At 41.1% G+C, this 23,710-nt stretch carries 23 protein-coding genes; 19 read left to right on the top strand and 4 right to left on the bottom strand.

All coding sequences use genetic code 11. The annotated features are described in order from the left end of the window. Nucleotides 1-342 precede the first annotated feature (342 nt). The 15 genes from ndhC (at nucleotide 343) to RMA94_RS08085 (ending at nucleotide 16,532) form a co-directional block, all read left to right on the top strand. The gene (gene ndhC, locus RMA94_RS08015) at nucleotides 343-894 is read left to right on the top strand and encodes an NADH-quinone oxidoreductase subunit A (RefSeq protein ID WP_002120061.1); all 552 of its coding nucleotides are present in this window, start codon (nucleotides 343-345) and stop codon (nucleotides 892-894) included. Nucleotides 895-900: 6 nt separating this feature from the next. Further along, nucleotides 901-1,578 (top strand): NADH-quinone oxidoreductase subunit B family protein, encoded by a 678-nt coding sequence (locus RMA94_RS08020; RefSeq protein WP_002120034.1) that lies wholly within the window; start codon nucleotides 901-903, stop codon nucleotides 1,576-1,578. Between the two features lie 84 nt (nucleotides 1,579-1,662). Further along, entirely contained in the window at nucleotides 1,663-3,450 is a 1,788-nt protein-coding gene (nuoC, locus tag RMA94_RS08025; RefSeq protein WP_002120052.1) for an NADH-quinone oxidoreductase subunit C/D, read from the top strand. A 13-nt stretch (nucleotides 3,451-3,463) separates the two neighbouring features. Beyond that, complete coding sequence (gene nuoE / locus RMA94_RS08030) at nucleotides 3,464-3,973, top strand: NADH-quinone oxidoreductase subunit NuoE (protein ID WP_002120040.1); 510 nt, start codon at nucleotides 3,464-3,466, stop codon at nucleotides 3,971-3,973. Beyond that, nucleotides 3,970-5,301, top strand: a complete 1,332-nt coding sequence (gene nuoF, locus RMA94_RS08035; protein WP_002120030.1) for an NADH-quinone oxidoreductase subunit NuoF — start codon at nucleotides 3,970-3,972, stop codon at nucleotides 5,299-5,301. The genes nuoE and nuoF overlap by 4 nt, the downstream gene beginning before the upstream one ends. A gap of 11 nt (nucleotides 5,302-5,312) precedes the next feature. After that, nucleotides 5,313-7,997, top strand: a complete 2,685-nt coding sequence (gene nuoG, locus RMA94_RS08040; RefSeq protein ID WP_014205900.1) for an NADH-quinone oxidoreductase subunit NuoG — start codon at nucleotides 5,313-5,315, stop codon at nucleotides 7,995-7,997. Between the two features lie 3 nt (nucleotides 7,998-8,000). Beyond that, nucleotides 8,001-9,017, top strand: coding sequence for an NADH-quinone oxidoreductase subunit NuoH (gene nuoH / locus RMA94_RS08045; RefSeq protein ID WP_004703499.1), 1,017 nt, complete (start codon nucleotides 8,001-8,003; stop codon nucleotides 9,015-9,017). An 18-nt stretch (nucleotides 9,018-9,035) separates the two neighbouring features. Continuing rightward, entirely contained in the window at nucleotides 9,036-9,578 is a 543-nt protein-coding gene (nuoI, locus tag RMA94_RS08050) for an NADH-quinone oxidoreductase subunit NuoI (RefSeq protein ID WP_002120012.1), read from the top strand. Then, complete coding sequence (nuoJ, locus tag RMA94_RS08055) at nucleotides 9,578-10,096, top strand: NADH-quinone oxidoreductase subunit J (RefSeq protein WP_014205902.1); 519 nt, start codon at nucleotides 9,578-9,580, stop codon at nucleotides 10,094-10,096. The genes nuoI and nuoJ overlap by 1 nt, the downstream gene beginning before the upstream one ends. Next, nucleotides 10,096-10,404, top strand: a complete 309-nt coding sequence (nuoK, locus tag RMA94_RS08060; RefSeq protein WP_000529822.1) for an NADH-quinone oxidoreductase subunit NuoK — start codon at nucleotides 10,096-10,098, stop codon at nucleotides 10,402-10,404. The genes nuoJ and nuoK overlap by 1 nt, the downstream gene beginning before the upstream one ends. After that, nucleotides 10,401-12,290, top strand: a complete 1,890-nt coding sequence (gene nuoL, locus RMA94_RS08065; protein WP_002120008.1) for an NADH-quinone oxidoreductase subunit L — start codon at nucleotides 10,401-10,403, stop codon at nucleotides 12,288-12,290. The genes nuoK and nuoL overlap by 4 nt, the downstream gene beginning before the upstream one ends. A gap of 1 nt (nucleotide 12,291) precedes the next feature. Next, entirely contained in the window at nucleotides 12,292-13,890 is a 1,599-nt protein-coding gene (nuoM, locus tag RMA94_RS08070; protein WP_002120006.1) for an NADH-quinone oxidoreductase subunit M, read from the top strand. A gap of 2 nt (nucleotides 13,891-13,892) precedes the next feature. Continuing rightward, entirely contained in the window at nucleotides 13,893-15,386 is a 1,494-nt protein-coding gene (gene nuoN / locus RMA94_RS08075) for an NADH-quinone oxidoreductase subunit NuoN (RefSeq protein ID WP_002120035.1), read from the top strand. 100 nt (nucleotides 15,387-15,486) lie between these two features. Further along, nucleotides 15,487-16,122 (top strand): uracil phosphoribosyltransferase, encoded by a 636-nt coding sequence (gene upp, locus RMA94_RS08080; protein ID WP_002120045.1) that lies wholly within the window; start codon nucleotides 15,487-15,489, stop codon nucleotides 16,120-16,122. Nucleotides 16,123-16,238: 116 nt separating this feature from the next. Next, on the top strand, nucleotides 16,239-16,532 hold the full coding sequence (locus RMA94_RS08085; RefSeq protein ID WP_016144454.1) for a cold shock domain-containing protein: 294 nt from the start codon (nucleotides 16,239-16,241) through the stop codon (nucleotides 16,530-16,532). Nucleotides 16,533-16,551: 19 nt separating this feature from the next. Here the strand turns inward: RMA94_RS08085 and gigC are convergent, their stop codons facing one another. After that, nucleotides 16,552-17,436 carry a LysR family transcriptional regulator GigC gene (gigC, locus tag RMA94_RS08090; RefSeq protein ID WP_002120024.1) on the bottom strand — a complete coding sequence of 295 codons (885 nt, stop codon included), beginning with the start codon at nucleotides 17,434-17,436 and terminating at the stop codon, nucleotides 16,552-16,554. An 86-nt stretch (nucleotides 17,437-17,522) separates the two neighbouring features. On the opposite strand from gigC, the gene RMA94_RS08095 reads away from it, so the two are divergent. Further along, a complete protein-coding gene (locus tag RMA94_RS08095; protein WP_311082476.1) occupies nucleotides 17,523-18,284 on the top strand; it encodes a ferredoxin--NADP reductase in 762 nt (253 codons plus the stop codon). 48 nt (nucleotides 18,285-18,332) lie between these two features. On the opposite strand, the gene RMA94_RS08100 is transcribed toward RMA94_RS08095, so the two are convergent. Then, on the bottom strand, nucleotides 18,333-18,752 hold the full coding sequence (locus RMA94_RS08100; protein WP_014205905.1) for a hypothetical protein: 420 nt from the start codon (nucleotides 18,750-18,752) through the stop codon (nucleotides 18,333-18,335). A gap of 290 nt (nucleotides 18,753-19,042) precedes the next feature. Here RMA94_RS08100 and RMA94_RS08105 point away from each other — a divergent pair, with 290 nt between their 5' ends. The 3 genes from RMA94_RS08105 to RMA94_RS08115 all read left to right on the top strand — a co-directional run bounded on the left by RMA94_RS08105 (nucleotide 19,043) and on the right by RMA94_RS08115 (nucleotide 21,499). After that, nucleotides 19,043-19,270 (top strand): hypothetical protein, encoded by a 228-nt coding sequence (locus RMA94_RS08105; protein ID WP_014205906.1) that lies wholly within the window; start codon nucleotides 19,043-19,045, stop codon nucleotides 19,268-19,270. Nucleotides 19,271-19,495: 225 nt separating this feature from the next. Continuing rightward, on the top strand, nucleotides 19,496-21,199 hold the full coding sequence (locus RMA94_RS08110; RefSeq protein WP_039756257.1) for a mechanosensitive ion channel: 1,704 nt from the start codon (nucleotides 19,496-19,498) through the stop codon (nucleotides 21,197-21,199). A gap of 129 nt (nucleotides 21,200-21,328) precedes the next feature. Next, nucleotides 21,329-21,499 carry a hypothetical protein gene (locus RMA94_RS08115; RefSeq protein ID WP_002120038.1) on the top strand — a complete coding sequence of 57 codons (171 nt, stop codon included), beginning with the start codon at nucleotides 21,329-21,331 and terminating at the stop codon, nucleotides 21,497-21,499. 12 nt (nucleotides 21,500-21,511) lie between these two features. On the opposite strand, the gene RMA94_RS08120 is transcribed toward RMA94_RS08115, so the two are convergent. Both RMA94_RS08120 and RMA94_RS08125 read right to left on the bottom strand, forming a co-directional pair. After that, a complete protein-coding gene (locus RMA94_RS08120; RefSeq protein WP_311082478.1) occupies nucleotides 21,512-22,711 on the bottom strand; it encodes an NAD(P)/FAD-dependent oxidoreductase in 1,200 nt (399 codons plus the stop codon). A gap of 117 nt (nucleotides 22,712-22,828) precedes the next feature. Beyond that, nucleotides 22,829-23,710: a pyridoxal-phosphate dependent enzyme gene (locus tag RMA94_RS08125; RefSeq protein ID WP_311082479.1), complete on the bottom strand. Its 882-nt coding sequence runs from the start codon at nucleotides 23,708-23,710 to the stop codon at nucleotides 22,829-22,831.

A 23,710-nucleotide genomic window follows, 5' to 3' on the forward strand; every position in this document is an offset into this window, starting at 1 on the left:
AAGCTGAATACAATAAAAAACAAACTAATATTATAAAAAAGTAAGTTATAAAAAGTTAATAAGCGCTTCAACTGTGTAAATATTCTAAAATTAAAAAATGAAAAAAATCATCATAAATAAAAAAACTATTAGTTAAACCGATTATGTGCTGTGAAACCCCCCTTACAACACATAGAAGAATAGTTTTGTCTAGAAAATCATCCGAAAGACTAAGACGCTTCAACTAGCATGGGAAATTAGAAATCAGGTACAATTGGCGGGATTAATTTTGTGTTTGGTGTATTTGAAGGCCAATACATACATTCTTTGTTAAATAATAGGCCTGCCAGGAGTTATCCCCGCATGAGTGCCATTACTCCATACGACTGGGCGATTATCGCCTTCGTGATCGGCGTTACATTTCTTTGCGTCTTTATGCTCACAGTTCCCTTACTCCTCGGGGGAAAATCGTGGGGACGTGCTAAGCAAGAGCAGTTTGAATCAGGTGTCGTGAGTGCTGGTGGCGCTCGCATTCGCCTGTCTGCAAAGTTCTATTTAGTTGCAATTTTCTTTGTTGTCTTCGACTTAGAGGCACTTTACCTCTATGCATGGTCTACTTCTGTGCGTGAAGTAGGGTGGTTGGGATATACCACTGTAGTGATCTTTGTCGTTGATTTATTGATTGCGCTTGTTTATGCCTTCTCTGTAGGTGCTTTAAGTTGGTCACCAGCAGATCGCCGTAAATCAGCAGGTGAGGCGGTTAAAATCGGTTCACCAACAATGAACATTGCTGAAATTACACGCTTTAATTCTATTGAAGAGCTCGTAACTGACCCTACAGGCCAGATTCCAGCTCAATCATCAGGTCGTGTTAAGTCAAAAACTACACCTGCATTGTCATCTGAAAAGGAGTAAGTCGGGATGAAATATACTCTGACCCGCGCGAATCCGGATGCTGATCAATACCCATTGCAAGAACGTCAAATTGTGACGGATCCGCTTGAAGAGGAAGTGAATAAAAACGTATTCATGACTCGTTTAGAGGATGTCTTGCATACAGCAGTAAACTGGGGACGTAAAAACTCTTTATGGCCATTTAACTTTGGTACCTCATGTTGTTACGTCGAATATGCAACGACCTTAACCGGTGTGCATGACTTGTCACGTTTCGGTGCAGAGGTTATCCGTGCTTCACCTCGTCAGGCTGACTTGATGATTGTTGCAGGTACCTGTTTCGTAAAAATGGCACCAGTTATTCAGCGTCTGTATGAACAGATGTTAGAGCCTAAATGGGTCATCTCGATGGGTGCTTGTGCAAACTCTGGAGGTATGTACGACATCTATTCAGTAGTACAAGGTGTAGACAAAATTATTCCTGTTGACGTGTACGTCCCAGGTTGTCCGCCTCGTCCTGAAGCATTAATTCAAGCTTTAATGCTTTTACAAGACCAGATTCAATTAGAGCGACGCCCGCTTTCTGCCGTGATCGGTGATGATCTTCAGCCAGTATATAAGCCAAAGATGATGCCAGAACGTGACCGTAAGAATGCTGAGCGTATTGCCGTTAAAAACTTACGCTCTATGGATGAGATTAAATAATTTTTTGACGGTGTTTTGACATATCTAACTGATATGTTCATCGAGAAAATTGACAGAATTTGTATTAAATAGGAAGCCAAGCCAATGGCTGAAACTGACATTGCTATGCCAGAGTCAACAGCAGTTGATTCACGCCCAGCATTTGCAATCGTAGAAGAGCTCAAAACCAAATTTGGTGAGAACTTTTACGTGCAGGCGACTTTTGAAGAGTTTCCAACAGTCTGGGTCGAGCGCGCACGCGTGCAAGAAGTCCTTATGTTCCTGCGTAAAGTGGAACGTCCGTATGTAATGCTGTTTGACTTATCTGCGATGGATGAACGTTTACGTGTTCATCGTGATGGTTTACCAGCATCTGACTTCACTGTGTTCTATCATTTATTATCGCTTGAGCGTAATAGTGACATTCGTATCAAGGTTGCCTTGAACGAAAATGATCTAAACATTCCAACAGCGACAAATATCTGGCCAAATGCCAACTGGTATGAACGTGAAGCTTACGATATGTTCGGTATCAATTTCGAAGGGCATCCAATGCTCCGTCGTATTTTGTTGCCAACCTATTGGGAAGGTCATCCGCTTCGTAAAGAATACTCAGCACGTGCGACAGAATATACGCCGTACATGCAAGACAAAGCGAAACAAGACTTTGAACAAGAGCACTTACGTTTTGTACCTGAAGACTGGGGTCTTAAGCGTGGTAACGCTGATGAAGACTTCATGTTCTTGAACTTGGGTCCTAACCATCCATCTGCACATGGTGCGTTCCGTGTTGTATTGCAGTTAGATGGCGAAGAAGTGAAGGACTGTGTACCTGATATCGGTTATCACCACCGTGGTGTGGAAAAGATGGCTGAACGTCAAACATGGCATTCTTTCATTCCTTATACTGACCGTGTTGACTACTTAGGTGGTTGTGCTCAAAACATGCCGTATGTGATGGCTGTAGAGCAAATGGCAGGCATTAAAGTTCCTGAGCGTGCGCAAGTGATTCGTGTCATGTTGAACGAGTTGTTCCGTATTAATAACCACTTGTTATTCTGTGGTACGGCAATTCAGGATGCCGGTGGTATGACACCAGTATTCTATATGTTCGCAGACCGTCAAAAAGTGTATGACATTGTTGAAGCAATCACGGGTTACCGTATGCATCCAGCATGGTTCCGTATTGGTGGTACAGCACACGATCTTCCAAACAACTGGCAAAAGCTTGTTAAAGAATTGCTAGAGTGGATGCCTAAACGCTTAAACGAATATTACACAGCGGCATTGAAAAACTCTGTGTTTATTGGACGTACGCGTAATGTTGCACAATACGATGCCAAATCTGCACTCGCATGGGGTGTAACTGGTACTGGTTTACGTGCAACAGGTATCGATTTTGACGTACGTAAATATCGTCCATACAGCGGCTATGAAAACTTCGATTTTGATGTGCCGGTTGAGTATGAAGGCGATGCATATGCACGTGTGCTTGTTCACTTCCGTGAAATTACCGAGTCGCTAAAAATTATTCAACAGTGCTTGGATAACATGCCTTCTGGTCCATACAAAGCGGATCATCCATTGGCTGTTCCACCACCGAAAGATAAGACATTACAAGATATTGAAACCTTGATTACGCACTTCTTGAGCGTTTCATGGGGTCCTGTCATGCCAGCGGGCGAGTCATCATTTATGACTGAAGTGGTTAAAGGTGCAAGTACTTATTACTTGACTTCAGATAAAGCGACCATGAGTTATCGTACTCGTATTCGTACACCGACGTTTACTCACTTACAGCAAATGCCTTCAGTGATTAACGGAAGTTTAGTATCTGACTTAATCATTTATCTGGCGACCATTGACGTGGTTATGGCTGACGTGGATCGCTAAGAGGTAACACATAATGATGATTTTGACTGATAAAAAACCACGTGTGAATGTCGAAGGGATTTTGACTGCGGAAGAAATTCACGAAATCGAACATCACATTGGTCACTATCCATACCCTCGTGCAGCCTCTTTGGATGCATTGAAGTGTGTACAACGCCGTAATGGTTGGGTAGATGACGCTCAAATGAATGCCATCGCACAGTTGTTGTCGATGAGTGTTGCTGATTTGGAAGGAGTTGCAACATTTTACAACCGTATCTATCGCCATCCGGTAGGTCGTCACGTAATTTTGCTTTGTGACTCAATTGCTTGCTTCTTAATGGGTGCAGAAACTCTTGCTGAAGCATTCCAGCGTGAATTAGGAATTCAGTATGGTCAAACGACACCAGATGGTCGTTTTACATTGCTTCCAATTTGCTGCCTAGGCAACTGCGACAAAGGCCCAACTTTAATGATTGATGAAGATACTCACGGTTTAGTCGAAGTGACATCAATTAAACAGTTATTGGAGAAGTATGTATGAATACTGAACCAAAACCAATTTATGGCGACGGTAATCCGGAAACTCATCCGCTCACTTGGCGTTTAAGCAAACAAGAAGCGGTACGTAGTGCTGATGATTACGAAGCACTAGAAGGCTATGCTGGCTTTAAAAAAGCTTTAGGCATGAAACCTGCTGAAGTGTTAGATGTCATTAAAGCTGCAACTGTAAAAGGTCGTGGTGGTGCGGGTTTCCCAGCGGGTATTAAATGGTCATTGATGGCACCAAATGATGGTGGTCCACGTTACTTGATCTGTAATGCCGACGAAATGGAACCGGGTACCTTTAAAGACCGTTTGTTGATGGAAAAACTTCCACATCAATTGATCGAAGGGATGTTAATTGCGGGTTATACCTTAGAAGCAACTCAAGGTTATATCTTTATCCGTGGTGAATACATCGAGGCTGCTCAATATCTAAATGAAGCGTTAGAACAGATTCGTGCTAAAGGTTATTTAGGCGAAAACATCTTAGGTTCTGGCTGGAATTTTGATCTGCATGTACATACGGGTGCAGGGCGTTATATCTGTGGTGAAGAAACTGCATTGATTAACTCGCTTGAAGGCCGTCGTGCAAACCCACGTACTAAGCCACCGTTCCCGCAAGTTGCAGGAGCATGGGGCCGTCCGACGATTGTGAACAACGTTGAAACTTATAACAACTTGCCAGCAATTATGCTTCGTGGACCAGAGTGGTATATCGGCTTGTCAGCGGGTAAATCAAAAGATCCAGGTACTAAAATTTATGGTGCATCGGGTAAAGTTAAATTCCCGGGTCTTTGGGAATTGCCATTTGGTACAACTGCACGTGAAGTAATTGAAGATCATGCAGGTGGTATGCGTGAGGGCTTAAAGCTCAAAGCATGGTTACCAGGTGGTGCTTCAACTGACTTTTTACCAGCAGATACCATTGATTTACCAATGGATGCAGACACGATTATGAAAGCAGGTTCTCGTTTGGGAACATGTTTGTTAATGGTGGTAGATGAAACCCAATGCATGGTATCGCTCACTCGTAACTTAGAAGAGTTCTTTGCGCGTGAATCATGTGGTTTCTGTACACCATGTCGTGATGGTTTGCCATGGGCTGTTAAAGCGCTTAAAGCACTTGAAGCAGGCGAAGGCAAGAAAGAAGATATCGACCATTTACAAGAACTAACTCGTAAATTATGGATTGGTAAAACTTTCTGTGCCCACGCACCAGGTGCGATGGAGCCGCTTATGGGCGCACTCAAACATTTCCGTGGTGAGTTTGAAGCGAAAGTGACGAATCGTCCTGTCGTGCAAACCAGCAACGTAGAACAAGCTTAAGGAATTCGACTATGGCTACAATTCATGTCGATGGAAAATCGTATGAAGTCAACGGCTCGGAAAACTTGCTACAAGCATGTTTGAGTCTGGGCATCGACATCCCATATTTTTGTTGGCATCCATCCTTAGGTTCGGTTGGTTCTTGCCGTCAATGTGCTGTTACGCAATATGCGAATCCAGAAGATACGCGTGGTCGTTTGGTCATGTCTTGCATGACACCAGCATCTGACAATACCTATATCTCAATTGAAGACAAAGAAGCAACGGATTTCCGTGCATCCATTGTTGAATTTTTGATGACCAACCACCCACACGACTGTCCAGTTTGTGAAGAGGGTGGTCACTGTCATTTACAAGATATGACTGTAATGACGGGTCATGACCGTCGTCGCTATCGTTTTACAAAACGTACGCATTACAACCAAGAACTCGGCTCATTCATTGCGCATGAAATGAACCGCTGTATTGCTTGTTACCGTTGTGTTCGTTACTACAAAGACTATGCGGGCGGTACAGATTTTGGCGTATATGCGAATGCATCTCGTGTTTACTTTGGTCGTCCGGAATCAGGTACTTTAGAGTCTGAATTCTCTGGTAACTTGACTGAAGTATGTCCAACAGGTGTATTCACTGATAAGACTCATTCAGAGCGTTATAACCGTAAGTGGGACATGCAGTATGCACCAAGCGTGTGTCAAGGCTGCTCTTCTGGCTGTAACATTTCTCCGGGTGAGCGTTATGGTGAAATCCGTCGCGTAGAAAACCGTTTTAATGGTTCGGTTAACCAGTACTTCCTTTGTGACAAAGGTCGTTTTGGTACAGGTTATGTAAACCGTGCAGACCGTCCACGTCAGCCTCAGTTCCGTAATGGTGAAACTGTTGCAACTGTTTCTGTCGATCAAGCTCTAGATCAAGCGATTGCTAAGCTTCAAGGCAAGAAAGTTTTGGGTATTGGCTCTCCTCGCGCAAGCTTGGAATCGAACTACGCATTACGTGAGCTTGTAGGTCAGGCAAATTATTCAACTGGTATTGCACAAAAAGAGCAAAAGCTTGTTGAACTTGCTGCATCTATCATGCAAACCGAGGGTATTTACAACCCGAACATGCGTGAAATTGAAAGCTACGATGCTGTTCTGATCTTAGGTGAAGACCTAACTCAAACTGCACCTCGCATGGCATTGTCTGTTCGCCAAGCTGCGAAAAACAAAGCACGTGAAATGGCTGCAAAAACACGTACACCAGATTGGTTAGCTGAGCCTGTACAACGTATTGGTCAAGAAGCAAAATCTCCGGTTTACATTTTAGCTGCAACTCAAACTCGTCTTGCTGACGTTGCAACTGGTGAAGTAGTTGCTTCTCCAAATGACATCGCACGTTTAGGCTTTGCAGTTGCTGCAGCAGTGAATGGTGAAGTTGTAAGTGGTTTAGATGAAGATGCAAAAGCATTTGCTCAAACCATTGCTGACACTCTAAAAGCAGCAAACAAACCATTAATTATTGCGGGTACAAGCTTGCAAGATGCTTCTATTATGGAAGCTGCAGCACAGTTGACTCAGAACCTAGGTTCTAAAGCTGGTTTAAGTCTTGTAGTTCCTGAAGTGAACTCTATGGGCTTAGCATTGTTCGGTGGTTTAAGCCTTGAACAAGCATTTGCTCAAGATTACGACACACTTGTTATTGTTGAAAATGACTTGTTCCGTCGCTTACCAGCTGCCCAAGTACAAGCTGCATTAGATAAAGCTGAAACAGTAATCGTGCTTGATCACAGTGAAACTGAAACTGTGAAACAGGCTGATATCGTTCTTTCAGCAGCAAGCTTTGCAGAGGGTGATGGTACTGTTGTAAGTCAAGAAGGCCGTGCACAGCGTTTCTATCAAGTTTACGATCCAAGCTACTACAAACCTGAATATGCAATTAAAGAATCATGGCGTTGGTTACATGCCATTGAAACTGGCATTAAAGGTAAGGCTGTAGATTGGACATTACTTGATGATGTAATTGAAAGCATCGTAAAAAATGTACCAGTACTTGAAGCTATCCAAGACGTTGCACCTGATGCAGGTTACCGTGTACATGGCTTGAAAATCGCGCGTGAACCACGTCGTTATTCGGGTCGTACAGCAATGCGTGCGCCGTTATCGGTTCATGAACCTAAACAGCCTACTGATCCAGATTCAGCATTAACATTCTCAATGGAAGGTTATGTCGGTCCGCAAAAAGCATCATCATTAGTACCATTTGCATGGGCTCCGGGTTGGAACTCTCCACAATCTTGGAATAAATACCAAGATGAAGTCGGTGGTCACTTAAAAGGTGGTGATTCTGGTGTTCGTTTATTCGATCGCTTGGCAAAACGTCCTGCACGTAGCTACGTTGCTCCAGTGCCAGTAGTTGCAAACCCTGAAAGTTTCCGCTTAGTACCAATGCATCATATTTTTGGTTCTGGTGAATTCACGATTAAAACACCTGCAATGGAAACTCGTATTCCTGAAGCTGTGTTTGCAGTGGGCGAACAAGATGCAACTCGTTTAAACCTTCAAGAAGGTCAACGCATTACAGTAAAAGCAGGCGAAACGACTGTAAGCTTGCCTGTACAAGTAATTGAATATTTACCTACAGGTTATATTGGTTACCCAGTTGGTTTAGCACCAATGGTGTCACTAGCCGAGCCTGTTTCAGTGGCTTTAGGAGTGTAATTCATGAATCAAGAAATTATACGTCAAACGCCACTTTGGGCTGAGAACTGGCCGATTGCTTACGCTGTCGTTCAAGCAGTTGTAATTTTGCTTGTTGTTGTTTTAGTTGCAGCATTGATGTCTTTTATTGAGCGTCGTTTACTTGCTTGGTGGCAAGACCGTTATGGTCCAAACCGTGTTGGTCCTGGCGGTATGTTCCAGATCGTTGCCGACATGCTCAAGATCATGTTCAAAGAAGACTGGACCCCAAAATTTGCTGACAAACTTACATTCCGTTTAGCACCAGCTGTTGCAATGGCAACAGCGGTTCTTTCATTCATGGTGATCCCTGTGAGTCCTTCACTGGGTGTTGCCGACATGAGTATCGGTTTATTGTTCTTCATGGCAATGGCTGGTATTGCTGTCTACGCAGTTTTATTTGGTGGCTGGGCATCAAATAACAAATACTCATTACTTGGTGGTTTACGTTCAGCAGCTCAAACCATTTCTTATGAAGTGTTCTTGGGTATTTCATTGATGGGTGTAGTTGCAATTGCAGGCTCATTTAACCTTCGTGAAATTGTTGAAGCACAACGTGATGTTTGGTTTGTCATTCCGCAATTCTTAGGTTTCTTGATTTTCGTAGTTGCTGGTGTTGCGGTAACTCACCGTCATCCATTTGACCAACCAGAAGCAGAGCAAGAATTGGCAGAAGGTTACCATGTTGAATATGGCGGTATGAAATGGGGTATGTTCTTCGTTGCTGAGTATGTCAACGTGGTACTGATCTCTGCATTGATCGTGACTTTATTCTTTGGTGGCTGGTTAGCGCCATTCAATTTAGAAATTCCATTTGTTCCACCAGTATTCTGGTTTGTGATTAAAACAGCATTCTTTGTAATGATGTTTGTATTGGCACGTGGTTCTTTAATGCGTCCACGTTATGACCAAGTCATGAACTTTGGTTGGAAAATTTGTTTGCCATTGGCGTTGGTCAACTTGTTAGTGACTGGTGCTGTGATTCTGATGAATCAGGCCTAGGACAGCAGGGAGTACAAAATGTATAAATTTCTAGCTGGATTCGGATCAATTGTACGTACGTTACTCATGGTGTTTAGCCATGCAACGCGTAAACGTGACACGATTTTATATCCAGAAGTTCCGGCTGAACAGATTGTGCCGCCACGCTTTCGTGGTCGTATTGTATTAACGCGTGACCCTGATGGGGAAGAGCGTTGCGTAGCATGTAACCTATGTGCAGTTGCATGTCCGGTTGGCTGTATCTCACTACAAAAAGCAGAAACAGAAGATGGTCGTTGGTACCCAGAGTTTTTCCGTATCAACTTCTCGCGTTGTATTTTCTGCGGTATGTGTGAAGAAGCTTGTCCAACAACTGCGATTCAGCTCACACCAGACTTCGAGTTAGGCGAATATGTACGTCAAGACCTTGTTTATGAGAAAGAAAACTTACTCATTTCAGGTCCAGGCAAATACCCAGATTACAACTTCTACCGTGTAACGGGTATGGCAATTAACGGTAAAGAGAAAGGTCAAGCACAAAAAGAAAGTGCACCAATCGATGTACGGAGTCTATTACCATGATGTGGCCGTTTTATTTGATGGCACTCGTGGCCATTGTTTCTACGGTTCGTGTAGTGACTAACACGAACCCTGTACACGCTCTACTTAGTCTAATTGTTTCATTGCTTGCTGTTGCTGGTATTTTCATGATCGTGGGGGCACCTTTTGCGGGTGCTCTTGAAATCATCGTTTATGCCGGAGCAATTATGGTTCTGTTTGTCTTCGTGGTGATGATGCTTAACTTAGGTCAACACACCGTTGAACAAGAACGTAAATGGCTTTCTTCAGATGCTTGGGCATATCCAGCACTCATGAGTTTCTTGCTCGGCTTGCTTTTAGTTTGGATGCTTGGTGGTGAATACACTACTATTTCAGCACCGCTTGGGGCACAAGTGATTGGACCAAAAGTAGTTGGTCAAGCACTCTTTACTCACTATTTATTATTGGTTGAAGTTGCCGCGATGTTATTGCTAGCAGCCCTTGTTGCAGCATACCACTTAGGTAAACGTGAACCAGGTGCAGAAGAGGAAAAAGAATAATGGGCCAGATTCCTTTAGAACATGGTTTGATTGTTGCAACCATCCTTTTTGCACTCGGTTTTTACGGTGTAATGGTGCGACGCAACCTATTATTTATGTTAATGAGCCTTGAAATCATGATGAATGCTGCAGCATTGGCATTTGTTCTTGCGGGTAGCGTATGGGCACAACCAGATGGACAAGTGATGTTCATCCTGATTTTGACCCTTGCAGCAGCAGAGGCATGTATCGGTCTTGCGATTGTCCTTCAGTTCTATCATCGCTTCCATCATTTGGATGTGGATGCTGCTAGTGAGATGCGCGGATGAGTTATTTATATCTAACAGTATTATTTCCGCTAATCGGTTTTATTTTATTGGCGGCAGGACGAGACAAACTCTCTGAAAATGTTGCAGCTGTTATTGGTGTAGGTTCTGTAGGTTTATCTGCATTATTTGCACTCATTGCTGGAATGGCATTTACCACGAGTGGTCAGCAAGTTTTTGTTCAAAACTTGTGGACATGGTTCAATGTTGGCGGTTTTGCGCCGGGCATTAGCTTACATTTAGATGGCTTATCTTTACTCATGATGGGCATGATCACGGGTGTTGGTTTCTTAATCCATATCTTTGCATCATGGTACATGCGTGGTGAAGAGGGGTATGCGCGTTTCTTCTCTTATTTCAACCTGTTTGTTGCAAGCATGCTTGTGCTTGTATTGGGTGACAACTTGGCGTTGTTATTCTTGGGTTGGGAAGGCGTAGGTCTTTGCTCTTACTTGCTAATCGGTTTCTATTATGCAAACCCTGCAAATGGTTGGGCAGCGATCAAAGCGTTTACAGTGACCCGCGTTGGTGACGTATTCTTGCTTATTGCTTTATTCTTGCTTTACCAACAATTTGGTACGCTTAATACTCAATACATCGTTGAACACGCAGCTGAAGTAATGACGAAGAGTTCGTCACTTACAATTTGGACTGCATTAATGTTGTTCTTGGGTGCTGCTGGTAAGTCTGCTCAAATTCCATTGCAAACATGGTTGGCAGATGCGATGGCAGGTCCAACACCTGTTTCTGCATTAATCCACGCTGCAACAATGGTAACGGCTGGTGTGTACTTATGCTGTCGTCTATTCAGCGTATTTGAACTTGCTCCTGAAGTGATGCAATTCATTTCAGTAACAGGTGCGGTAACTTTGTTAGTTGCAGGTTTTGCTGCACTTGTACAAACAGACATCAAACGTATCTTGGCTTACTCAACAATGAGTCAGTTGGGTTATATGTTTATGGCTGTAGGTGCGGAAGCTTATCAAGCTGGCTTGTTCCACATGTTGGCTCACGCATTCTTTAAGGCATTATTATTCTTGTCTTCTGGTGCGGTTATTCTGGCTTATCACCACGAGCAAAACATTTTCAAAATGGGTGGTTTGTTCAAACGTAACAAATTCCTGTTTGCTTGTTTCGCGATTGGTGGCGGTGCATTAGCAGCGATTCCATTCTTGACTATTGGCTTCTTCTCTAAAGATGCGATTCTTGGTGAAGTTTGGGTACAAGGTCAATCAGTTGCTTTATACCACACCTTATATTGGGTGGGTGTAGCAGGTGCATTCCTGACTTCAATCTATACATTCCGTTTAATCTGGGTTGTATTCTTTGGTCAAGAAAATACGCCTTACCATGAAATTAAAGGAGCAACTTACTGGGCTCCATTGGGTATTTTAGCTGTATTGTCTACTTTTGTTGGTGCGGTATTAAAAGCACCGGTAGCAGGTATTCTGAATACTGCAAAAATCCCTGAATTCCATGTCGCTGAACAATTTGTAGAAGGCATGCATGGGGCAGAGCACTTAGCAGTAGGTATTGCACTAGTTGGTCTTGTTGTTGGTATAGCATTATTTACATTTGCTTATGGTGCAGTGAAATCATTCGCTCAAACAAGTTTGGGTTCAGGTTTGGCACATATTTGCCGTACCGCTTTTGGTTTTGATGCATTGTATGACATCGTTTTTGTTAAACCTTATTTATTCTTCGCCAAAATCTTTGGCCGTGATCCGATTGACGGTTTGTGGTTAGTTCTTCCTGCACTCGTGAAAGGCGGAAATAGTTTTACAAGCTCACGTCAAACAGGTTCATTGCGTGAATACGCATCAAGCATGTCACTCGGTGTAGTGGTGTTATTGATGATCTTGATCGTTATTCAGGTAGTGGGGAAATAAAATGGAAAACAATTTAATTTTACCCGCGCTGATCCTTGTTCCGTTCATTGCCGGTTTTATTTGTTGGTTAGTCGATAAGCTCGACAAAACTTTGCCACGCTGGATTGCCTTAATTGGTATGCTCATTACTTTGGGCTTAGGTCTTGCACTTTGGCAAAGTGGAACTTATAGCTACGAGTTGGGTTCTAAAATCCCAACTTGGTCTGCTGAGTTCTATTTACCGTGGATTCAATCACTCGGTATTGGCATTCACTTAGCTGTGGATGGTTTATCTTTACTCATGGTGTTATTAACAGCGTTACTTGGTGTACTTGCTGTTGGTTGTTCATGGGGTGAGATTCAAAAGAACGTTGGTTTCTTCCACTTAAACCTATTATGGAGTTTAGGTGGCGTTATCGGTGTATTCTTAGCGATTGACTTGTTCTTGTTCTTCTTCTTCTGGGAGATGATGCTTGTACCAATCTACTTCTTGATTGCGTTATGGGGTCATAAAGGTTCAAATGGTCGTTCACGTGTTTACGCTGCAACTAAGTTCTTCCTTTACACGCAGATTGCTGGTCTAGTGATGTTAATCGGTATCCTAGGTCTTGTAGTTTATGGCTACATGATGACAGGCATGATCGGTTTTGATTACAACTATTTATTAGCTGTAGCTAACCATTTACCTGCAGGCTTAGCGTACGGTTTCATGATCTGTTTCTTCATCGGTTTTGCGGTGAAGTTACCAGTATTCCCATTACACGGTTGGTTACCAGATGCACATGCTCAAGCACCTACAGCGGGTTCTGTAGACTTAGCGGGTATCTTGATTAAAACAGCTGCGTACGGCTTGCTTCGTTTTGTTATTCCATTCTTCCCGACAGCCTCTGCACAGTTTGCAGACATTGCGATTATTTTTGGTTTGATTGGTATTTTCTACGGCGCATGGTGTGCTTACCAGCAAACTGACATGAAACGTTTACTTGCGTATACGTCGATTTCACACATGGGCTTTATCTTACTTGCAATCTATGCAGGTAATATTTTGACCTTCCAAGGTCTAATGATCATGATGTTGGCACATGGTTTGTCATCAGCTGCATTGTTCATTATGTCTGGTCAAATCTACGAACGTTTACATACACGTGATTTACGTTTAATGGGTGGTCTTCGTGGCCAGCTTCAGTACTTGCCATTTTTCTTGATGTTCTTCGTTGCTGCTCTTGTAGGTGTACCAGGTTTAGGTAACTTTATTGGTGAATTCCTGATTTTGATGGGTTCATTTAATAAATATCCTGTCTTCACGATTCTTGCTTCTATCAGCCTTGTATTTGCAGGTTTATATGGCTTGATCTTGATTCACCGTGCTTTATTTGGTGAACCAAATCCTGAACAAAAGCAACATTACACTAGTCCATTGAAAGACTTATCTGCTCGTGAAGTTGGTATTTTGATGATTTGTGCAATTGGTCTCGTTTGGCTTGGTATCTACCCACAAACATTCTTGGATGTATCTCATTCAAGCATGCAGTGGTTGGTCAATAGTTATGTGCCAGTACAAGAAGTCGTTGAAACTGTTCAGCAAACAGCTACTCAACTTGACCATGTGGAGATCCAATAATCATGAACTTCACAGTATCATTCTCTACGCTTATGCCTTTAGCTCCGGTGATGATTGTTGCTTTGACAACAATCGTCGTCATGCTGTTAATTTCAATTAAGCGTAATCATAATTTAATCGCAACAGCCTCTGTTGTCGGTTTAAACCTTGCTGCACTTTATATTTTATTTGCAGTATTTGGCGGTAAGTTTGTACCGGCAAATGTGATGGGCATGTTTATGGTTGATCCATTTACCATGTTCTATCAATTTATGATTTTGATTGCGGCATTGGCATGTTGTACTTTGTCTCATGCTTACATCGAAACTTATAAAGACAACCGCGAAGAGTTATATCTTTTGTTACTTGCTTCAGTAGCAGGTGCAATGTTGATGGTTGCAAGCTCTCACTATGCATCGTTCTTCATTAGCCTTGAGTTAATGTCGATTCCTGTATATGGCTTACTTGCTTATACTTATCAACGCAGTAACTCACTTGAAGCGGGTATTAAATACCTTGTACTTTCAGCGACAGCTTCTGCAATGTTGTTGATGGGTATGGCATATATCTATGCATATACAGGTTCGCTTTCATTCTATGATTCTGTACAGGCATTATTTGAAGCAATCAAACAGCCAATGGTGTTATTAGGTTTAGCACTTATTATCTTTGCTGTTGCATTTAAATTATCGCTTGCGCCGTTCCATAAATGGACACCGGATGTATATGCAGGTGCACCAGCGCCAATGGCAACTTTCTTAGCGACTGCTGCTAAAGTTGCAACAATTGGTTTGTTCGTGCGTTACATGCTTGCTTCAGGCGCAATGATGGTGAACTCGTTAGTAACTATTTTGACGATCATTGCTGTATTGTCGATTTTAGTTGGTAACTTACTCGCTGTTCGTCAAGTTAACTTAAAACGTATTCTTGGTTATTCATCTATTGCTCACTTTGGTTATTTGTTAATTGCTTTAATTAGCATGACTTATGCGAGCTTGGGTAGCGTAACTGTATATGTGGTGTCTTATGTATTAACTACTATCGGTGCCTTTGGTGCGGTAGCATTAATGTCTAGCCCATATAACAACGTAGATGAAGCACAAAGCCTTGCAGACTACCGTGGTTTGTTCTGGCGCCGTCCAGTACTTACAGCAACTTTAACAGTCATGATGTTGTCTTTGGCTGGTATTCCATTAACAGCAGGCTTCATTGGTAAGTTCTTGGTGGTAATGGCTGCTGTAACAACTCAACACTGGTTCTTAGCTGCAATGATTATTGTGGGTAGTGGTATCGGTTTGTACTATTACTTACGTGTGATGGTTGTAATGTATATGACACCACCAGAAACTCCTCGTATTGATGCAGATGCTCATTGGGGACAAAAAGTGGGTGGTTTAATGGTATTAGCTGCTGCTGCATTAGTTATTATTTTGGGTGTTTACCCAGATCCAATGATTAATTTGGCATTAAAAGCAGAAATTTTATCGCCATTACATTTCATGCTTTCACAACAGTAATTCTGGTGTACAAAAAAGCCTCCAAATCTGGAGGCTTTTTTTTATTGAGCGTTAAAAAAAGATTATAATAAATACGTTTTTATATTTTTAGGTAACATCTGTGGCCATTCAAGAAATTCGTCACCCACTTATTCGTCATAAATTAGGTTTGTTACGTCGTGCTGATATCAGTACTAAGAACTTCCGTGAGCTTGCTCAGGAAGTGACTATGTTATTGACGTATGAAGCAACAAAAGATTTGCCAGTTGTGGATTGTGAAATTGATGGATGGGCTGGAACTGTTACTACACAGCGTATTGCTGGTAAGAAAATAACGATTGTACCGATTTTACGTGCCGGAATTGGTATGTTGGATGGTGTACTTAATCTGATTCCAAGCGCAAAGGTGAGTGTTTTAGGTCTTGAGCGTAATGAAGAAACACTAGAAGTTCGTACGTATTACAAAAAATTAGTTCCAGATGTCGCTAATCGTCTTGCGATGATTATTGACCCAATGTTGGCAACAGGTAATTCTTTAGTTGCTGCTATTGATGTGTTAAAGGCAAGTGGTTGTAAAGATATCCGTGTTATGGTGTTGGTTGCTGCTCCTGAAGGTGTTGCTAAAGTTGAAGCAGCTCATCCGGATGTACAGATTTATACAGCATCTATTGATAATGGCTTAAATGAACAAGGTTATATTGTTCCTGGCTTGGGTGATGCTGGCGATAAAATTTTTGGTAGTGTACAAAAAGATTAATTTTTTGAAATAGCATTAAAAAGAGACTTCATTCAACCGTATAATTTTAAAAACGGGATCGTGAGTCTCTTTTTTATTTATTGCAATGACTGGATTGGAAAAGTAGGGGAAAGATCATGAAGCAAGAGTTTTATACTGGAAGGGTAAAACAATATAACGCTGATAAAGGGTTTGGTTTTATTGAGACCACTGAAGGAGATATTTTCTTTCATATTTCTGATTTCCCTGCATCAGAGGGCGAACCGAAAAGAAATGAAAAAGTGAGATTTCTTGCTGCAGATAATCAGGGCAAATTTAAAGCGATTAAAATTGAGCGTGTTGACCCGAATCCTGCGAAAACCAAGAAAAATAAAATTGCGGATCACAATAAAGCGATCACAAGCGAATTGCTATCAAATTTTCGACGCTAATCAATGAAAAGATCAGGTTTTAAACCTGATCTTCACAGAATTGTAAGAATGCTTTGAGGCCTGGACCTTGATACTTTTGACGGTGTACCAGCATATAAAGCGGACGCGTAAGCTGCCAGAATGGTGTATCTAAAATTACTAATTGTCCCTTTTCAATTAAGGGTTCAATGGCAAGTTTAGAAATACATGACATACCTAAACCACCAGCAACGATTTTTAAAATTGCTTCATTGTGACCTAGGGTTAAGCGAATATTCGCGTCTGGCAGATCTTGCAATATCGCATTATCAAATACTTCACGAGTTCCTGAGCCTTCTTCACGTAAAATCCATTCGACTTGAAGAAAATCATGCGCTGTTAGAGGCCTATTTAAACGTGCTAACGGGTGATTTGGGGCGCAGCAAACTGCAAGCTCATCATCACGCCAATGAATACATTGGAGTTGAGGTAAGTGACATGAGCCTTCAATTAAAGCTAAATCAAGTTGGAATTGATTGACTGCTTCAATCATTTGGCGTGTATTGCCCACTTGTAATTGCAAATGCGCTTTAGGGTGATGCTGTAAAAAGTTTGCCATTAAATCTGGCATGAGGTAATCACTAATCGTTAAAGTGGCCCCAATACGTAAATCAATGCTTTGCAATTCACCTTTTGCAGCTTGCTCAAAAGCTTCACAGCGACCTAATATTTCTAATGCTTGAGGCAATAGAAAACGACCTAAATCATTAAGCTGTAATCGTTTACCTAAACGATCAAATAGAGGTGCACCAAGACCATCCTCTAAATCGGCTAAAGCCATACTTGCTGCACTTTGCGTCAGTCTGACCGCATCACTCGCTTTGGTGACAGTTCCTTCTTGAGCGACTGCTACAAAAACAGCCAACTGGCGTAATGTCATGCGCATGTTTAAAAAGCCTTAACGTTTAAAAGTATTCATTATTTCGGCTGTCATGCTAACATGAGCGCACTATTTCATGCCACGTTGAAATCATGTCAATTGAAAAATTTAGCGTAGAAAAAGTTTTATCTGTACACCGCTGGACTCCAACTCTTTTCAGTTTCACCATGACCCGCCCTGCACATTTTAAATTTACTGCTGGGCAATTCGCACGTATTGGGCTAAAAGTTGGAGAGGAACTTGTTGTTCGTGCTTATTCGGTAGTTTCATCACCATTTGATGAAACGCTTGAGTTTTTTTCGATTGTGGTACCAGACGGTGCATTTACGTCAAATCTTCAACATTTAAAGGTAGGAGATGAGCTTTATTTAGAAAAAATACCTTATGGCTATTTGACTTTAGCTCGCTATCAACAACCTTTACCGCATGATTTATGGTTATTGGCAACGGGTACAGGATTAGCTCCATTTTTATCGATGCTACAAGACTTCGATACATGGTCTAAATATCAAAAAATTAATTTGGTTTACAGTGTCCGTACCGCAGCTGAGTTAGCTTACGTTGATCGTATTCAAGAGATTGCTGAAACTTTTGGGGAAGGACATAACGGATTTAAATTTATTCCGATTATTACTAGAGATCCATCTGCGCTATTGCATGATCGTTTGCCGATTCTGATTGAAAATGGTGAATTAGAAAAATCTGCTGGTATAGAGCTGAATCCTGCCACAAGCCACGTCATGCTTTGCGGAAATCCGCAAATGGTAGATGACACTAAAGAGGCTTTAAAGCGCCGTGGTTTGACGATGAATCGTCGAGGTGAGGGAAATATTGCGGTAGAAAATTACTGGTAATAAATTGCGGTGAAAACAACTTTATAATTAATTTTATGGATATGTTTATTAGTGGACAAACATATCCATAAATTCGCGAATTTCTGAAATTGCGCTATCTACATCGGTTGAAAGCCAAGTTGGCTCAAAAAGACCTGCATAATGTTCCAAACGATCTTGTGGAACGACTAAGCGAACAGGACAGTCTTCTTCTAGTAAGCGCCAAGGTAAAATCGGAACATCATTGTCTAGAAAAATATTGATATTACGAATATCAACAATCATGGCATTAATGCAGTCAGGAAATGGCATGACGGAAAATTCTTCAGTACGGCGACGAAAATACTCTAAATCACCCCATTTAAGTTCATAACTTGGTTTATTAAATTCAATAATACCAATGAGATGTTCGTCTCTCGTCTGATGTATATAACATTGATGTGTGACGTCAGTGTCGAGATCAAGTGTTACGTTTTGCTGACGATACATCATAAAATAGAGCAGCTTTAAAACAAGGGGGCTTATTATAGCCTATTTTATAAAAAGTAAGCGCTAAAACATATTGTATTACAAATAGAACATTAAAGAAGCTCGAGCATAACTTCTCATTATTTTTTAATGGCTAAATATTTTTGCCTAAATTTTATACTGTTTTTACTATTTTAATAGTAGAGTTTTGCAACCACAGACACCTTAGCATAATGCTTTTTCACACAATGCAACAAACCAAATTGCTATGATGATTATAAAGTTAATGATAAAAGAAGAGGGGAAAGAAGATGCATGATTTTTCAAAACCACCTCATGTGACGAGTCCTGAAGAAACTGCGAAAAAAAGAAGATTGCCAGTTTACATTTTAATTATTGTTGGGCTTTTTCTTATTGCACTCATCGTCTACATGGTTGCTGATCACAGCAAAACACCTAAAGAAGAAGCCGCTTTTCAACATGAGGCCATACCGCATGTCATTAAGAGTACTTCAGATTTGAATATCTATAAAGGGTAATAAGCCAACCAGTATATCTTGATAGAAAGCCTTTGGGATGTGACCTAAAGGCTTTTTTGGCAACCTTTTGCATCAATTTGTTGTATTTATGCAGAAGTGTGTTGATTAGAAAATACTCAAAACATAAGGTGAGATAGACCGCATTTATCGTCATTTTTAACAACGAATGGTGTTTTTCATAATTGATGGCACTGAAAAGAACATAACAATTGAGGACATAACAATATGAATGAATTTTTTGATGGGCCTCGCGGCGCTCAGTTTGATGCGATGTATTACTGGGATCAGTTTCATCCTATTTTAGCTGCAATCGTCATCTTACTGGTTGGCTGGATAATCGCTTTATTAGTTGCGGCAGGTGTAAAAAAACTTCTGCAAAAAGTAAATACCAATGCAAAATTATCTTCAGCAACTGGGCGTGCTCCAAACATAGAAGGTCTTATTTCAAAAGTCGTATTCTGGTTTATTCTAATCTTAGCTGTGGTCGCAGCTCTCAATGTACTTAACATTAGTGGAGTAAGTGGCCCGTTCAGTAATATGGTGAATCAGGTACTCGTCTATATTCCAAATATTATTGCTGCTGTTGTGGTGGGTTTTATTGGTTGGATCGTTGCTCGACTGGTGCGAGCGGGGGTGACCAATGTTTTATCCCGAACTCAACTCGATGATAAGTTAAGCAGTGAAGTGGGTGTAGGTGGAATTAGCCAGAATATTGGTGAAATTCTTTACTGGCTTGTATTGTTACTTTTCCTTCCGATTGTTCTTTCAATACTAGGATTAACAGGCTTACTGATTCCAGTTCAAAATATGGTAAATGATGCTGTAGCATTCTTACCAAATATCTTTATTGCTGGTGTTATCGTTTTTGTTGGTTATATCTTGGCAAAAATTGTACGCGGTATTGTTGAAGGTTTAGTAAATAGCTTAGGTGTTCAGGCTCAAGCTGAAAAAATTGGTCTTTTCAAAAGCTCTAACGTAGGCAAATTCTTAGGTTCGTTTGTTTTCGCAATCATCATTATTACCACATTGATTGTGGCGTTTGAAGCTTTAGGTATTGAGACAATTTCTCAGCCAGCAACAGCAATGCTTAATGAAATCTTGCAGGCGATTCCAAACATTATTGCTGCTGGTTTAATTCTACTAGTTGCTTATATTGTTTCTCGTTTTGTTGGCCGCTTAGTCGCTGAATTAATTGCAGGTACAGGTGTTGATGAAATTCCTGCAAAGTTAGATGTACAACGCTTTTTAGGTCAAACGAAAGTTTCTAATGCAGTTGGCTGGTTAATTGTATTCTTTACGATGCTGTTTGCAGTTTCTGAAGCTGCGGATCGTCTTGGTTTCGATCAAATAAGTGGTCTAATCGCAATGTTTATCCATTTCGGTGCAAACATTCTATTGGGCGCTGTAATCTTGGTTATTGGTTTCTGGCTTGCCAATGTTGTGGCGAACGTGGTTCAACGCGGCGAATATAATAGCTCGCGTTGGTTAGGTAGTTTAGTTCGTGTGTTAATTATTGGTCTCGTACTTGCGCTTGGTTTAAGAGCGATGGGTATTGCAGATTCGATCGTTAACCTTGCATTTGGTTTGACTCTAGGCGCAGTTGCAGTTGCTTTCGCTCTTGCATTTGGTTTGGGTGGTCGCCAACCAGCAGAAAGACTGTTGAGTGATTTGTTAGATAAAGCTAAAAAAGAAGCTAATGAACCAAATCCTCTGTATCAACCACCTTCTACTACGACCACAAGCAGTCCATCTACTGGTAGCTCATCTGCAACTACGAGTTCGTCAACATCTACAGTTGCACCAACGACTACTACCTCACCATCAACGGTTTCATCTGATGCAAAACCTGCTGATTCTGCACAAGTAAATCCAGCAGAACCACCAGTAAATAAACCGTTTGGATCTACTGGAGAAAATGACGAAATTTAGTAAGTAAAACTAATTTTCAGATAAACCGTACAAAAAATCTTTGATTTTTGTGATAAGTTCGACCACTCTATATTGAGTGGTCGAACTTTTTTTGGGCCATTATAAAAAGAAATAAGTGAGGAAAATACGATGAAGAAACCAGGTCGTTTTTTAGCACCGATTGTCATTGCGGGAATTACCGTAGGTTTTTTAGCAAGTGCTTATAAATTTGTGTTTAATAAATCTAATTCATCAAAACAGGCAACAACTCATACACGTAATTCTGAAAAATCATCTAATGATTCGAAAGCCTCAAATTAGCTTATTCATCAGTTAAACGTATTGTGCTGCTGCATAAGCGGAAGACCAAGCCCATTGGAAGTTATAACCTCCTAAATGGCCAGTCACATCAAGTACTTCCCCAATAAAAAACAGTCCTTTCTGCTTTTTACTTTCCATGGTTTTGGAAGATACTTCACTTGTATCAACTCCACCTAAAGTAACTTCGGCAGTACGATAGCCTTCTGTGCCTGAAGGTTTGACGGCAAAACCATGTAGTTGCTCAGCAATATGATCTAGCTGTGCATCACTGATATTACCAATTGCTGTCTCGCTCTGTTCAGGCCATATAAGTTGTTGTAACTCTTGTACAATACTTTTTGCCGTAAATTCATTCAGAAGAGTACGCAATAAAACTTTAGGTTGGGCTTTCTTTTTGTCTTTTAAATAATTTGCTAAATCTTGGCTCGGGAAAAAGTCAATTTTAAAACTTTCACCCGTATTCCAATAGTTTGAAAGCTGTAAAGAACTTGGACCACTCAAACCACGATGCGTAAACAATAATGCTTCAGTAAAGCTATTCTTCGAGTTACTTAGAGTCACATCTAAAGCATTACCACTTAGGCGTGTAGTGACTTCTTTAATATGATCTGAAAAAGTAAATGGGACTAACCCTGCGCGAGTTGGGAAAACCGTATGTCCAAATTTTTGTGCCAGTTCATAGCCAAATCCAGAACCACCCAAAGTTGGAATGGATAAACCACCTGTAGCAACCACTAATGACTCACAGCTAAATCGGCCTTGGTTTGTGTGTACAGTAAAACCGCCTTTTTCTAATGGATCAATCTGTACAGCTTCACATTGAGTTTGGATATCAACATTATTGGTTTTATTACATTCATTCACTAGCATCTCTAAAATTTCTTTAGCGCCGTTTAGCGTGAATAATTGCCCGTGTTTTCGTTCTTCATAAGCAATTTTATAATCACATACCAAACCGATAAAGTCCCAGTTGCTATAACGTGACAGGGCAGAAATAACGAAGTGCGAATTATGAGAAATATAGTTGTCAGGCTCTACATACAGGTTGGTAAAGTTACACTTGCCACCGCCCGACATTAAAATCTTTTTACCAATTTTATTGGCTTTTTCTAAAATTAAAACCGAGCGCCCTCGTTTAGCAGCATGTGCAGCCAACATGAGTCCAGAAGCACCTGCACCTAAGACAATGACATCAACATGACTGTTAGACATAAGAGATTCTCGATTAATCGTGAAAATTTAAAAGGGGCATATACTATCATGCCGAGCCTTAGTCATGCTAAAGACATTTACTGTTATGCGGAGTAATGTGTACTAAAAGCTAATAAGTTATTGATGTGTTTTATTTCTTATATCTGCCTGTAAACCACCAGAATGAATTGCCAGAATGCGAGTACCTTCAGAAAAGTAATTATTCTTTATAAGATCAAACAGACCAAACATCATCTTTCCCGTATAGATCGGTTCAAGTGGTACCGCATGCTGCTCTTCAAAACTTTCTATAAACGCCAATAACTCGGGTGAAGTTTTTGCATACCCACCACAGCAGTATGCATCTGTCACAGACCAGTTCTGTTTTTTGGTCCACTGCCGAATTTCTTGTTGTAAAAAGTCACCTTTTAAAGCCGAAAATCCTAAGACTTTTTGATCGGCTGAACTCCTTTCAATAAGACCCGAAATCGTTCCGCCAGTTCCTACTGCACAACAAATCACATCATAGTTTTGCAAATCGCTTTGACTGATAATTTCCTGACAACCTTGAACTGCCAGTTCATTGGTACCGCCTTCAGGAATAATGAAAGTTTCAGGAAATTGATGGTGTAACTGTTGAAGATAGTTTGCATCTTCTCGTAAGCGATATTCATTGCGTGAGACAAAATTTAGATGCATTCCTAAACTTTGAGCTTTTGCTAAGGTTGGATTCAGAGGTTTGTCAGCTAACTCTTCACCACGAATAATTCCAATACTTCTTAAGCCAAAAAGATGAGCGGCATAGGCAGTCGCGGCAATATGGTTGGAATAAGCGCCACCAAAAGTCAAAATGCTCGATAAACCTTGTTGTTTTGCGACAAGCAGATTGTATTTTAGTTTGAAAAATTTATTGCCCGAAATTTGAGGATGAACTAAATCTAATCGCTTAATGTCGAGATGAACTAAAGAGGGGAGTTCAATATGCTGATAGGAAACAGGTTGGGCAATGTGATCAAACAT

The sequence above is a fragment of the Acinetobacter sp. V115_6 genome (assembly GCF_031799025.1).
Classification (GTDB): Bacteria; Pseudomonadota; Gammaproteobacteria; order Pseudomonadales; family Moraxellaceae; genus Acinetobacter; species Acinetobacter pittii.